This is a genomic window from Bradyrhizobium iriomotense, assembly GCF_018129405.1.
GTDB classification, from domain to species: domain Bacteria; phylum Pseudomonadota; class Alphaproteobacteria; order Rhizobiales; family Xanthobacteraceae; genus Bradyrhizobium; species Bradyrhizobium iriomotense_B.
Genome location: NZ_JAFCLP010000002.1, coordinates 285425 through 298026 on the forward strand (window position 1 = coordinate 285425; position 12602 = coordinate 298026).

At 64.8% G+C, this 12602-nt stretch carries 11 protein-coding genes and 1 riboswitch; of the genes, 2 read left to right on the plus strand and 9 right to left on the minus strand.

Annotated features, from left to right (window positions below):
• The first annotated feature begins 115 nt into the window (after nt 1-115).
• Complete coding sequence (locus JQ592_RS06065) at nt 116-1018, plus strand: hypothetical protein (RefSeq protein ID WP_211401996.1); 903 nt, start codon at nt 116-118, stop codon at nt 1016-1018.
• On the opposite strand, the gene JQ592_RS06070 is transcribed toward JQ592_RS06065, so the two are convergent.
• Nucleotides 1015-3345 (minus strand): hybrid sensor histidine kinase/response regulator, encoded by a 2331-nt coding sequence (locus tag JQ592_RS06070; RefSeq protein ID WP_211401997.1) that lies wholly within the window; start codon nt 3343-3345, stop codon nt 1015-1017. The two genes, JQ592_RS06065 and JQ592_RS06070, sit on opposite strands and share 4 nt — an antisense overlap.
• A gap of 135 nt (nt 3346-3480) precedes the next feature.
• On the opposite strand from JQ592_RS06070, the gene xth reads away from it, so the two are divergent.
• On the plus strand, nt 3481-4278 hold the full coding sequence (gene xth / locus JQ592_RS06075) for an exodeoxyribonuclease III (RefSeq protein ID WP_211401998.1): 798 nt from the start codon (nt 3481-3483) through the stop codon (nt 4276-4278).
• Between the two features lie 61 nt (nt 4279-4339).
• Here the strand turns inward: xth and JQ592_RS06080 are convergent, their stop codons facing one another.
• The 8 genes from JQ592_RS06080 to JQ592_RS06115 all read right to left on the minus strand — a co-directional run bounded on the left by JQ592_RS06080 (nt 4340) and on the right by JQ592_RS06115 (nt 12558).
• Nucleotides 4340-5161, minus strand: coding sequence for a tetratricopeptide repeat protein (locus tag JQ592_RS06080; protein ID WP_211401999.1), 822 nt, complete (start codon nt 5159-5161; stop codon nt 4340-4342).
• Complete coding sequence (ilvD, locus tag JQ592_RS06085; protein WP_211402000.1) at nt 5148-6872, minus strand: dihydroxy-acid dehydratase; 1725 nt, start codon at nt 6870-6872, stop codon at nt 5148-5150. Before ilvD ends, JQ592_RS06080 begins: the two co-directional genes overlap by 14 nt.
• A gap of 1194 nt (nt 6873-8066) precedes the next feature.
• Nucleotides 8067-8645: a hypothetical protein gene (locus tag JQ592_RS06090; RefSeq protein WP_211402001.1), complete on the minus strand. Its 579-nt coding sequence runs from the start codon at nt 8643-8645 to the stop codon at nt 8067-8069.
• A 58-nt stretch (nt 8646-8703) separates the two neighbouring features.
• Entirely contained in the window at nt 8704-10935 is a 2232-nt protein-coding gene (locus tag JQ592_RS06095; protein ID WP_211402002.1) for a TonB-dependent receptor, read from the minus strand.
• 113 nt (nt 10936-11048) lie between these two features.
• Nucleotides 11049-11245, minus strand: a riboswitch (cobalamin riboswitch).
• Nucleotides 11246-11309: 64 nt separating this feature from the next.
• On the minus strand, nt 11310-11531 hold the full coding sequence (locus JQ592_RS06100) for a hypothetical protein (RefSeq protein ID WP_080137494.1): 222 nt from the start codon (nt 11529-11531) through the stop codon (nt 11310-11312).
• Between the two features lie 93 nt (nt 11532-11624).
• Complete coding sequence (locus JQ592_RS06105) at nt 11625-11882, minus strand: hypothetical protein (protein WP_211402003.1); 258 nt, start codon at nt 11880-11882, stop codon at nt 11625-11627.
• 134 nt (nt 11883-12016) lie between these two features.
• Entirely contained in the window at nt 12017-12229 is a 213-nt protein-coding gene (locus JQ592_RS06110; protein WP_211402004.1) for a hypothetical protein, read from the minus strand.
• A 152-nt stretch (nt 12230-12381) separates the two neighbouring features.
• Nucleotides 12382-12558 carry a hypothetical protein gene (locus tag JQ592_RS06115; RefSeq protein WP_018642221.1) on the minus strand — a complete coding sequence of 59 codons (177 nt, stop codon included), beginning with the start codon at nt 12556-12558 and terminating at the stop codon, nt 12382-12384.
• Nucleotides 12559-12602: the final 44 nt, after the last annotated feature.

The window sequence follows — 12602 nt, forward strand, 5'->3', positions numbered from 1 at the left end:
GCGCACCACAGCTGGCGGTAGCGCAATATTGAAGGCGGCATCATAGCGCCACGGCGAAGCAATAGTGCCCATCTTCATCGGCCGTGGCGCGCCAATAGCGGCAGTAAATTATCCAATGCGTATTATTGATCGTCTGTTCTCTTGCCTCGCTCTATTCATCGCAATGGCAGCCCTCCCGGTGTTTCCCGTGCGCGCCGCCGAAACCTGCCCCTTCATCAGCGCCCAGCAGCTCGCCAGTGCGATGCCGGCGCTCAAATGGTCACTGATCTCAAATCAGGACGGCCGCGGCTGCATCTACCAGGCCGGGCGCGGCGACACGATGATGTTGAGCGTGTTCCGCAATCCCGACCAGGACCGCGCCAGGGAATTGTACGCGACCTTCGTCAAGACGCTTGGCGAGCGCATGCCGCTGAACGCAGTCGCAGGGATCGGCGACGAAGGCCAGGGCGGAACGAGCGCCGCCGGCGCAGAGCGCCAGGAGGCCTCGGTCGTCGCCTTGTCCGGCGATTACATCCTGCAGGTCAGCGTCTATCCGATCGGCCGGCGTTCCGACGATGCGCTGCTCCGACCGCTCACCGAAGCCGCGCGCGTTGCCATCGCCAGCGTGAGCAAGAGCAGCGAGCGGTTCGGCGATTGCGAGTGGCTCACCGCCGCCGATGCCGACGGCTTTCTCGACAAGAGCACGCTGACGGTCCAGCGGACCGGCGCGGGCAGCTGCATGATGTTCGATCGCGAGGCCAACACCATGACCGGCGCGGTGATCACGATGTCGCGCGATACCGTCGTCAGCATGATGAAGCGCACGGGCCCGTGCCGGCACGTGGCGATTCCCGAGCTCGGCAGTGGAGCGTTCGGCGAGCATTCCTGCACCAAGGGCAACGGCAACGCCGCCAACATCTACGTCTGGAAGAATGGCAGGCAGGCTTCGATCCTGTTCGCACCGGTCAAGCCGCATCCCGAGTCCGGCTCGGTCGAGCGCCTGAAGGCGGTCGCCGGGCGGGTCTATGGAAAGCTTTAGACGCCGGTCATCTGCCTTTCCTCGTCCGTCCACTCCACGTCGCCCGGCGATAGTGCCGGCTGGAGCGGTGCGTCATCCGACACCAGATGGCCGTCCAGCGCGCGCAGCAAGGCCGCGACCAGCGCCGGCTTGCGCAGCGGCTTGGCCAGGAAGTCCGACATGCCCGCTTCGCGGCAGATCTTGACGTCTTCGGGGAAAGCGTTGGCGGTGAGCGCGACGATCGGCAGGGCCTCGAAGCGGCCGCCCTGCGCACGGATCGCGCGGGTCGCGGCAAGGCCGTCCATATCGGGCATGCGCACGTCCATCAGCACGACATCGTAGTCGCCCTCCGAGGCCGCGGCGACGGCCTCCACGCCGTCGGTGACGACGCGCAACTCGACGTCGAAGGCCCCCAGCATCTTGCTCACGACCATGCGGTTGACGGCATCGTCCTCGGCGACCAGCACCTTGAGCGGCCGATCGAGGCCGGCGATGCGGGCTTTCAGCTCCTCGGCCTCGTCGCGTTCGGCCGCCGCATCGGAGGCCTGGGCCTGGCTCCAGGGCAGCACCAGCGTGAAGCGGAAGGTCGAGCCCTCGCCCGGCGCCGAGGTGACGCCGATCGTGCCGCCCATCTGCTCGATGATGCGCCGGGAGATCGCAAGGCCGAGGCCGGTACCGCCGAAGCGGCGGCTGATCGAGGCGTCGGCCTGGGCGAAATCGCTGAACAGCAGGCCGAGCTTCTCGGGCGCGATGCCGATGCCGCTGTCGGTCACCGTCCATTCGACGGTCGCCAGCAGGTCGCGCCGCGCCTGGCAGGTCGCCGATATCGTCACCTCGCCTTCATCGGTGAACTTCACCGCGTTGGAGGCGAGATTGAGCAGCACCTGGCGGATGCGGGCGACGTCGCCGCGCAGCGTCGGCGGCAGGTTCGGATCGAGCTCGACCTTGACGATGAGCCCCTTGCTCTTGGCGGTCGCGCGCACCACGGTCGCAACCGTCTCGACCAGAGCCTGCGGCGCGAAGTCGATCGCCTCGAACTGGAAGCGGCCGGCTTCCAGCTTGGAGAGGTCGAGAATGTCGTTGAGGATGCGCTGGAGATTGTCGCCGGACTCGCGGATCGTGGTGACGGCCTCACGCTGCTCCGGATCGAGTTTCGTTTCGAGCAGCATGCTGGCAAGCCCGAGCACGCCGTTCATGGGCGTGCGGATCTCGTGGCTCATCACCGCGAGGAAATCCGACTTGGCGCGGCTTTCGGCCTCGGCCTTTTCCGCGCGCCAGCGCTCGGTGACGTCGCGGCCGAAGCCGCGATAGCCGAGGAACTGGCCGTCGCGGTCATAGGCCGGCTTCGCGGTCAGCGACCACAGCCGCGCCTCGCCGCCGGCAACGACCTTGAGGTTCATCTCGTGCAGCGGCTCGGCATGCTCCATCAGGCCGACGATGTTGTAGGCCGCGGTCTTGTCCTCGGGGGAGAGCATGTCGAGCACGTCGGCGAAATGCGAGCCCTTCAGCAGCGGAAGCGGCAGCTGTGCGACGTCTGCGAAGCGTTGGGGAACGTCGACCAGATGCCCCTCGGCATCGGTCTGCCACAGCCAGTCGCTGGCGTTCTCCTGGAAGTCTTTCAGCAGCAGCGAGATGATCTCGGTCTGCCGCTCGAGCTCGAGCTGGGCCTTGAGATTGCCGAGGAACAGATTGCCCTGCGAGACGATGTTGCGCGCCATGAAGAACGCGAACAGCAGCAGGAACACCGCAGTCACCAGGTATGGCCCCGTGCCGCACAGCAGCAGCGCGCCGGCGCAGCCGATCGTCATGGTGGCGAGATAGACGAGGCCTGCACGCGGGAAGGTCGAGAGCATGAAGGCGCCGCCGGACATCATGCCGACCATCAGACAGGCGAGGAGGAGCTGGCTGGTCGGCTCGATGCGGCTGAACAGCGCGAGCGGCAGCGTGGCCCAGATCGCTGCGAGGAAGAAGGCCTGCCGCATCATCTGGCGCGCAGCGCGGGGTGAAGCCTCCTGCGGCGGGCTTTGATGCGACCGCCGCCAGGCCCGCACCGCGAGCGAGGCGGTGACGGCAAGGGTCATGCCCCAGATCGCGAGGAAGTCGTTCCAGCCCCGTCCCCAGAACAGGATCAGCACGATGGCAACGTTGAGCATGGTGACGGCCATCGTCACCGGGATCAGCCGCGTCACGGCGTCGATCTGCTTGGCGCGGATACGGCGCAGCTCGCGTTCGCTGAGATCGGCGGTGAGGCCGTCCTCGATCTCGAAGCCGCCGAGCCAATACAGGAACGCGCCGACGAGGCCGTCGCGCGGCTCAGTGCGTTGTGAAGTCTTGACCGGCCATCCCATCCACGGAACCTTTTCCGTATCAATGGCCCGCGGCACGCTTAAGCCGGGTTAATTTTGTGGGAGATTTTGCGGCGTCCTTGACGGGCACGTTTGCATTTTGTTCTAACCATGGCCCCTGCCTGGAGCCCTCCGCCAATGCCCATCAGAGTTGCCACCTGGAACGTGAATTCGGTCCGGCAGCGGATCGATCTCCTCCTGACCTGGCTGAGGGAGTGCCAGCCCGACATCGTCTGCCTGCAGGAGATCAAATGCGTCGACGAGGCCTTCCCACGGCTGGAGATCGAGGCGCTCGGCTACAACGTCGTCACCCATGGGCAGAAGACGTTCAACGGCGTCGCCCTGCTCTCAAAGCTGCGGTTCGACGAGACCAGGTCGGGGCTCGCCGGCGACGACGAGGACGCCCATGCCCGCTTCCTCGAGGGCGTGGTGACGCTCAAGTCTGGCGTGCTGCGCATCGCCTGCCTCTATCTGCCCAACGGCAATCCGGTCGGGACCGAGAAATATCCCTACAAGCTCAAATGGATGTCGCGGCTTCTTGAGTATTCGAAGGAGCGCCTCAAGACCGAGGAGCCGCTGATCCTCGCGGGCGACTTCAACGTCATCCCGCATGCCCGCGACGTCTCCAATCCGGCCGCCTGGACCGAGGATGCCCTGTTCAAGACCGAGACGCGCGAGAGTTTTCAGTCCCTGCTCGGCCTCGGCCTGACCGACGCCTTGCGGGCGGTCACGGACGAGCCGGGCCTCTACACCTTCTGGGATTACCAGGCCGGCGCCTGGCAGAAGAACCAGGGCCTGCGTATCGACCATCTGCTGCTGTCGCCTCAGGCCAGCGACAAGCTCGCCAATGTCGGGATCGACAGCTATGTGCGCGGCTGGGAGAAGCCGTCGGACCACGTGCCGGTGTGGGCGGACCTGGATCTGGAGGCTGCGTAAGCTACGTCGAGATGGTGGGCACGCTGCGCTTTGCCCACCCTACGGCACCGGTGTTGCCGAGCTACTCCCGGCGGCCCTGCACCCATTGTTCCAGCATTTGCAGGCACATGGCGCGGTCGTCGTCGGAGGCCTTGGCGAAGGCGCGGTTGTAGCTTTCCTTGATCCAGGTCTCCTCGCTACCTGCACTGTCGCGCGCCAGCGTCAGCCACATCAGGCCGCGCGCCGCCTGCCGCGGCAGGCGGTCACCGTTGAACAGCATCTGGCCGAGCAGCGCCTGCGCCTCATGCTGGCCCTTCTGTGCGGCAAGGCCGAGCCAGCGGGCGCCGTAGCGGAAGTCCTCGCGCGAGGCGTCCGGCGTCTTCAGGTACAGCCGGGCGAGATCGTACTGGGCATCCGCATTGCCGAAATAGGAGGCCGCATAGGAGAACATCTCCCGCGCCCGCTCCGGATCGGCTTTGATCTTCGAGTTCGGGATGCCGCTGAGGTAGTAGCGGCCGAGCGCGACGAAGGCGTTGGCCACGACCTGTGCCTGCGGTGCCGACGGGCTGTCCTCGGCGTGCGCGTTGGCGATCCGGCTGAAATATTCGAAGGCACGCACGTCGTCCTGGGCGACGCCGTCGCCATTGGCGTACATGCGGCCGAGCTTCCACTGCGCGATGGGATGACCGCCCTCGGCGGCATATTGCAGGGCGCTGAGCGAGGTTTCCTGGGTCGCCGGAGCCACCTTGCCGCGCACCGCACCCGCGGCGCCCGGCAGCGTGGTCACGACGGGGATGGTGGCGTCCTTCTGGTTGACCGGCGCGCCGTCAAAGGCGAGCGCAGGCGCGACCAGCGCACTGGCCCCCAACACAAACGCAACTATGGCACGCCTAGATGTCCGCATAGCACTGTTTCTCGTGCGCGCCGCCCGGATGGGTCACAGCCCCCCCGACCGCTGGTCCAACCTGCTGAGCATATTTCCAGAGCGCACCCGACGTGTGGTTAGTCGCGCGAGCGCTCCATTTGGTCTTGCGCTGGGCGAGCTCCTGGTCGCTCAATTTTACGTTAAGGGTCCCGGCGACGGCGTCGATCTCGATGATGTCGCCATCCTCGAGCAGCCCGATCGGGCCGCCGATGGCGGCCTCAGGCCCGACATGGCCGATGCAGAAGCCGCGGGTGGCGCCGGAGAAACGGCCGTCGGTGATGAGCGCGATCTTGCCGCCCATGCCCTGCCCGGTCAGCGCCGCGGTGGTCTGGAGCATCTCCCGCATGCCGGGGCCACCCTTGGGGCCCTCGTAGCGGATGACGATGACTTCGCCTTCCTTGTAAGTGCGGTTCTGAACAGCCTCGAACGCGTCCTCCTCCCGGTCAAAGCACCTGGCCGGACCGGTAAACCTGAGGTTGGACATTCCCGCGACTTTCACGATCGCACCTTCTGGCGCCAAATTGCCCTTCAGACCGACCACACCGCCGGTGACGGTGATGGGGTTGTCTGCCGGGTGCACCACGTCCTGGTGCGGATTCCACTTCACGCTTTTGAGGTTTTCGGCGATCGTTCGACCGGTGACCGTAATGCAGTCGCCGTGGAGAAATCCGTTGTCGAGCAGCGTCTTCATCAGAAGCGGTATGCCACCTACTTCAAACATGTCTTTGGCGACATAACGGCCGCCCGGCTTCAAATCCGCGACATAAGGTGTCTTTTTGAAGATTTCGGCGACGTCGAATAAGTCAAACTTAATGCCCGCCTCATGGGCGATCGCTGGTAGGTGCAGCGCAGCATTGGTCGAGCCGCCGGAGGCAGCGACGACGGCCGCCGCGTTTTCCAATGCCTTGCGGGTGACGATGTCGCGCGGCCGGATATTCTCGGCGATCAGGTCCATCACCTTCTCGCCCGCGGTCATGCAGAAGGCGTCACGGATCTCGTAGGGTGCCGGGGCACCGGCCGAGTAAGGCAGCGCAAGGCCGATCGCCTCGGAGACGGTCGCCATGGTGTTGGCGGTAAACTGCGCGCCACAGGCGCCCGCGGAGGGGCATGCCACGCGCTCGATCTCGTCGAGGTCCTCGTCCGACATGGCACCGACCGAGTGCTTGCCGACGGCCTCGAACATGTCCTGCACGGTGACCTGCTGTCCGCGGAAATTGCCGGGCAGGATCGAGCCGCCGTAGATGAAGATCGAGGGCACGTTGAGGCGGACCATCGCCATCATCATGCCGGGCAGCGACTTGTCGCAGCCGGCAAGCCCGACAAGCGCGTCGTAGGCGTGGCCGCGCACGGTCAGCTCGACGGAATCGGCGATGCATTCGCGCGACGGCAGCGAGGAGCGCATGCCGTCATGGCCCATGGCGATGCCGTCGGTCACGGTGATGGTGCAGAATTCGCGCGGCGTGCCGCCCGCGGACGCGACGCCCTTCTTCACCGCCTGCGCCTGGCGCATCAAAGCGATGTTGCAGGGAGCGGCTTCGTTCCAGCAGGAGGCGACACCGACGAAGGGCTGGTGGATCTGCTCGGTGGTCAGACCCATGGCGTAGAAGTAGGACCGATGCGGCGCGCGCGCAGGGCCTTCCGTCACGTGACGGCTCGGCAGCCTCTGCTTGATGTTAGTCTTCGCGTCCATCGCAACCAGTTTCCCCGGTCAACCCTTTCAGACCCGAAAAATCAGAGCCAAGATTTGAATCGACCTTGGGATTTCCCGTCGTCTTCGAGGGATCGCCGCTCCCGCCGAAAAACTTAGAGCGATTTTATTCATGTTCGGGTGTGGCCAAAAAGCGGCGGTGATGCGAACGGCTGGCGATGAGGGCTTAATCCGGAATAGGTGTTGCGTAGACAGCACAATCGTTACCGGGAAGACACGGAGATGGCTACTTGGATACCGCCCAGAAGATGACAGTCCACAATCTGAGATTTTGTAGCAGGTACAGCGCACCCCGCATGGGACGACCGACGGGCACACCCACGAAGTGAGTCGCTGGCGCCCCTCGCGGAGCGAGGTGCATCGCTCGTGTCCCGGACAAGCTGCAACTCGTAAGGCGTTGCGGCGCAGAGCCGGGACCCAGGGCAGCATGGCACCGCGCGGTTGGATGGGCCCCGACTCTGCAGCGCACCGCACCGGACGATGCTTCGCATCGCCGGGGAGACGCTGCGCTCCGTCCGGGGCACGAGAGCGAAGTGTGGCGCACGCTCTCTCCAAGTCGTCATTGCGAGCGCAGCGAAGCAATCCAGAATCCCTCCGCGGAAAGACTCTGGAGTGGTCGGACGGCTTATGCCGCGCTCTCCTGGGAGCCGAATTCCTTCTGGCCTCCCTCGTCCTTGCGAAATTCACCAGCACCGCGCCGGTTGACGCGAGGGCCGCCTCCGCAAGAGCTTGGCCGTAGCAACGACGGCCAGGACCACACGGTTTTGCCGTACGCGCGGCCCGCCATTTCGCCGCAGTTTTCCCAGCCCTGTCGACGGAGCCGGAAACTTACAGACGAGACGAACCTGACAGCGCCGTTCGTCCGCACGAAGCCTAAAGGGCTCACGGAGAGCAATCCGCCCTGCCCTCAAGCTCTCGCGCCCGACGCTGCCGCGTCCACCGCAAGCCCGGCTCGCGAAAATGACGACCACATGATCGCCCCTCAAGGATGAGCCGGGATGGGCAACACATACGACAAATCCGAATTTCGGTAAAGCGGAATCTTTTTGGCGATGCGGGTTGACAGCCGGGCGACACAGCCCGGGTCCCGTAGCCCGGATGAGCGAAGCGATATCCGGGGATATTGCGAGCGGATACCCGGGTGTCGCTGCGCTCACCCGGGCTACGCGTGACCGCTCAGGCCGACATCGCCTTGCGCCGGAACGGAGCGACCAGGCGGACGATCTCGCAGACGGCGACGAGGCCGGCGAGCCAGACGGCGCTGAGAAGCCCAAGCCGCATCACGATGGCGGCGGTGAAGGCGCCCTCTCCGCCAAGGGCCGGCGTCGCGGCAAACAGCACGAGCTCGTAGATCGCATACGCGACGACGAGCGTGATCGCCAGCATCAGTGGCGCGCGCCCCTGCGGCAGCACACGAAGCACCACAGACGAGACGGCGGTCGCAACCAGCGCAGCGGCGCCGATGACAAAACCCCAGGCGAGAGTGCTGCCATCGACCGGATAGTGCAGCACACCGAAACCGATGCTCTGGTTCACCAGCCATGCGCCGATGACGACGAGCAGCGCCGGCCGCAGCGGCAGCATCGCGGCCGCGATGACGGCGAACGCGGCAAACGGAGTTGCGCAGGCGAGCGCGAAGCTTGCCAGCGCACACGACATCGTCAGCAGTGCAAGGCAAAACATCGGCGCGAGGCGCGGCGCGACCGGGTGAAGCCGGAAACGATCGCCTTGAGACGGCAGGATGTCGAGAGCCATGGGTATCTCCTTTTGCAATTCTAGCCCATTCGGGAGCATGTGACAGCCCCATCGGGGCTCAGAACGTGGCGCCGGCCTTGAGCAGATAGGTGCGGCCGGGCAGCGGATAGGCGCTGAAGCGGCCATCGGTGAAAGTGCTGGCGATCGCATAGTCGTAGTAGAGCGCGTTCAGCACATTGTTGACACTGAGGGACCAGAAATAGCGCTCGTACTGACCGCCGAGCTTGAGGTCGATCGTGCCGTTGGCAGGGATTGGCTTCTGGGTTCCCGCCTGGTCGTTGTCCATGCGCCGCTCGCTCCAGAAGCGCGCGGTGGCATCGAGCACAACATAGTTCTGCCAGATGTTCCAAGTGAAGCCCGCACTCGCGGTGTATCGCGACACCAGCGGCACATCATTGCCGGCCCAGACGCCTTCGCGGAAGACGGCCCGTGTATAGGCCATGCCGGAGCGCAGCAGCAGAGCGTCGTTGACGCGATAGGACAGACTGGTCTCGGAGCCGTAGCGCCGGGTCGGATCGAGATTGGTGTTGTAGAACAGGATCGGGCTGAAATGGATCTCATTGGTGAGGTCCATCAGATAGAGACTGCTCTGCAACTGCAGCCCGCCCCCTTTGATGCGCAGCCCGCCCTCGACATCTCGCGACGTCTGGGTCTTGAGCTGGAAGGTTTGCGGGATCGGAGCGAAGGTGAAGGGATCGAACGACGGCCCCGACGACACGCGCTCATCGACGTCAGGCGTCCTGAATGCGCGCGCCGCGCGGCCGAACAGCGAGATCATGTCATTGAGGCGATGCTCGGCACCGAGGTGCAGCGCATATTGCGTCTCATCGCTCCGAAGCGGGAGCGCGCCGATGTCGGTGTTGAACGGGGCCGCCGGGTCGAAATTGTCGCGAGCCGAGAGGCTGACGTTCTGCACGCGCCCGCCGTAGGAGATGTCGGTCGTGGGCAGCACACTCAATGTGTGCTGAAAATAGCCCGCAACCGTCTGCTGCCTGAGGTCGTAATTGTGCCAGGGAGCCAGCCCCTGCCCGGCACCGCGGTTCTGCTGAAAGCTCGCATCGTAGTAGTCGATACCGGTCAGGAGCTGCGACGGCATCCCCAGCAGCAGGCTCTTCACGCTGAGACGCGGCGTGATCGACCATGTCGTCAGATCGGCATCGACATAGGTCGACGTGAACAATGCCGGGACCGGCGTTGGGCCGGAGAAGAACGCGCTCTGCTGCTTCTTGTCGCGCACGCCGCCGTCGACGATGAGATCGACGCCGTTGACCAAAGTCTTGGTGAAGCCTGCCGTTGCGCTAAAACCCTGCTGGTTGGCGTAATTGAAAGGCGTGCTGGTCCCCTTCCGATTGGTTGCGAGCTCGTCGACGCCGATCGAGGGATCGACGATGCGGCCGCCCGGCAGTCGCAGCTCCTGATTGTCGCCTGTCACGGTCAGGAACGCGGAAAGGCCAGGTGTCGTATAGTTCAGATTGCCGACGCCGTTCTCCTGGGAATAGCGATTGTTGTCGCGGTAGCCGTCGGTCTTGACGGTGTTGCCGTAAAACGAGGTCGACCACGGACCGGAATTGAGCGAGGTCGAGATGTTGCCAAGCTTCGTGTTGAACGAGCCGAAGCCGGCCTCGATGCGTGCGGTCGCGGGCGGTCCGCCGACGCCGTTTTTGGTGACGATGTTGATCACGCCACCGACTGCGTTGTCGCCGTAGAGCACCGCGCCCGAATTGCCGCGCGTGATCTCGATGCGCTCGATGGAATTGAGCGGGATGGTGGAGAGGTCCACCTGTGTCATGTCGATGTCGTTCAGCCGCCGGCCGTTGATCAGCACCAGCGTGTTGGCGGTGGCAAAGGCGCCGAAGCCGCGCAGGTCGACGCTGGTCCTCGCGGCCACCGGCCCGCCATAGAGCGTCGTGATCTGGGCGCCCGGGACTTGCGTCGCGATGATCTCGGCAAGTGTCTGCGACGGCGAATGCGCGATGTCCGCGGCCGTGATGACGGTCGTGGCGGCCCCGACAATGCCCCCGTTGCTGGCGGCAGCCGCACTGCCGGAGCCGGATGAGCCGGCGCCGCTCGGGGCGGCATTCGACGGCGCACGCCTCCTCACCGTATCGCCATCGCCCGTCGCCCTGGCGCGGGTGCGGTTCTGATCGTCGGACTTGGTCACCTCGACCGGCGGCAGCTGCTCGGTGGCAGCGTGCTGCGCCAGGGCGACGGAGAGATCGAGCGAATGGAGGGAAATGGATGCGACAAGGCCGGCGCTGAGGCGCCTGGCGGCAGAGACAATGCGGGACACCGTTGTAACCTCGGCATGACGTCAGTGGCACGTCACAGCGAACGAGGTTTCACGCGGAGCGATGGATTGCTCGTGTGAAGCTAATGTCTGTACTCCCCGACCGACATCTTCGCGTGTGACCACGGCTGACGGCAGGTCTCCTGGCTCGCGGGTCGTTACCTTACGTCGCCTTCCCAGGACCGAGATTCCCAGTGGCATATGACGAAAGATTCACCGCTTACAGTTGCGGGGGCAGCCGTGGCGTTGGGAAAATCCCGCACCACGTTCCCTTTTGATCTCCGTGAGGAGAACCGTCACTGATCAATCTACGAGGCGATCGCAGGTTGAGTCAATCGACCGGTCGAACGATGAGCCCGAACGTCAGGCGAACGCGATCACGCTGGCTCTTTCTCCGTAGGCGTCCTGATCATCGCCCGCTCGCCGGCGTCGACGAGCTGGCCGATGCCGGTCCGGCCCGCCAGCGCACAGCGGATGATGTTTTCGGCCACCGATCTGCGAAAGCCATGGTCCTCGCCGTCGGGGCGATTGCGGCAGACCCGGTCCAATGCCAGCTTCATGTTGATCCGGGTGCGGGTGTCGAAATGCTCGCTGATCATTGGCACGGCCTCGATCGCGTTGATGTCGGTGGCAGAAAACGCCGTGGCGATCGGCCGGGTTCCAAAACGGAAAGCGAGGGATGTGCCGGCCGTCTACGTCCGGCTTCTCGGGCGCTGCGCCAGAGCCCAGGCGACAGCAACGTCGCGCGGCGGAACGTCGATGCGCCGGATCGGGGTCAATTCGCCCGAGGCGGAGATGATCGCCGTTTCCTCGCGGCCGCAGCGCGGGCACACGAAGCGAACCTCATGCGGGGACGCCGACCAGCTCGAGCGCTTCACATTGGCCGCCATCGGCCAAGCCTCGCATTTCGAGCACGACACCAGAAACCGTCCGGGATCGAGCATACCCATTCCATCGGACTCCGCGCTGCCCGCCCCTTCAATGATTAACCCATGTGAATCGTTCCGGTGCCGTGACACCGTCAGCCTCCCGCCCTGCGGAGCCAACGGACTCGCTGTTCCCGATCCGCCGGCCTCCGAAAGGCTCAGTGCGCGCCCTTGAGGGTGCAGGAGGTGGTGCAGGTGACCGTGGTGCCGCGGTCGCACGCCTTGCAGGCGGCAACGCACTGGTTCATGTCGCGCGCATTGTACGAGCTGTAGTTCCGCATCGGACAGGTCGAGGTCGACCCGGTGATGTCCTGCTCCTGGTTGCAGGCTGCCGTTGCGAGCGCGAGAACAAGGACTGCAAGAAGACGCATGGAATTGCCCTGTAGGAGCGGCAAAGCGACGTCAGCGAGGAACGTTGCACCGCAACGGACCCCGGCATTCCCACTGCGAGCAACCGTGGAAGCCCGAGGCTCGCATCCCCAGAGGATGCGCGCCAAAGATTAAAAACGGATTGCAGCCGGCCTCAGGCCGCAGTTTTGGTCGCGATCGCCTGCCGCATGTCCACCGCGAGTTGGCGGTACTGTTCTGACAGTTTCAGATAGAATGCGCGCTTGGTGCTGTCGGTAGCGAGCTTGGCGATCAGCTCGCATTCGGCCGTGAGCGTCTCGAACCGTTCCAGCCTGTCCTCAAGTTCTGTCATCGGCGTGTCCCCATCAAACGCCACAAAGGACCAATGAGCCTAAG

Bases quoted from the DNA above. Each gene is read 5' to 3' on its own strand.
- xth (WP_211401998.1), top strand. From the start codon at position 3,481: ATGCCCATCAGAGTTGCCACCTGGAACGTGAATTCGGTCCGGCAGCGG.
- ilvD (WP_211402000.1), bottom strand. From the start codon at position 6,872: ATGGACGCGAAGACTAACATCAAGCAGAGGCTGCCGAGCCGTCACGTG.
- JQ592_RS06070 (WP_211401997.1), bottom strand. From the start codon at position 3,345: ATGGGATGGCCGGTCAAGACTTCACAACGCACTGAGCCGCGCGACGGC.
- JQ592_RS06110 (WP_211402004.1), bottom strand. From the start codon at position 12,229: ATGCGTCTTCTTGCAGTCCTTGTTCTCGCGCTCGCAACGGCAGCCTGC.
- JQ592_RS06100 (WP_080137494.1), bottom strand. From the start codon at position 11,531: ATGATCAGCGAGCATTTCGACACCCGCACCCGGATCAACATGAAGCTG.
- JQ592_RS06115 (WP_018642221.1), bottom strand. From the start codon at position 12,558: ATGACAGAACTTGAGGACAGGCTGGAACGGTTCGAGACGCTCACGGCC.
- JQ592_RS06090 (WP_211402001.1), bottom strand. From the start codon at position 8,645: ATGGCTCTCGACATCCTGCCGTCTCAAGGCGATCGTTTCCGGCTTCAC.
- JQ592_RS06080 (WP_211401999.1), bottom strand. From the start codon at position 5,161: ATGCGGACATCTAGGCGTGCCATAGTTGCGTTTGTGTTGGGGGCCAGT.
- JQ592_RS06065 (WP_211401996.1), top strand. From the start codon at position 116: ATGCGTATTATTGATCGTCTGTTCTCTTGCCTCGCTCTATTCATCGCA.
- JQ592_RS06105 (WP_211402003.1), bottom strand. From the start codon at position 11,882: ATGGGTATGCTCGATCCCGGACGGTTTCTGGTGTCGTGCTCGAAATGC.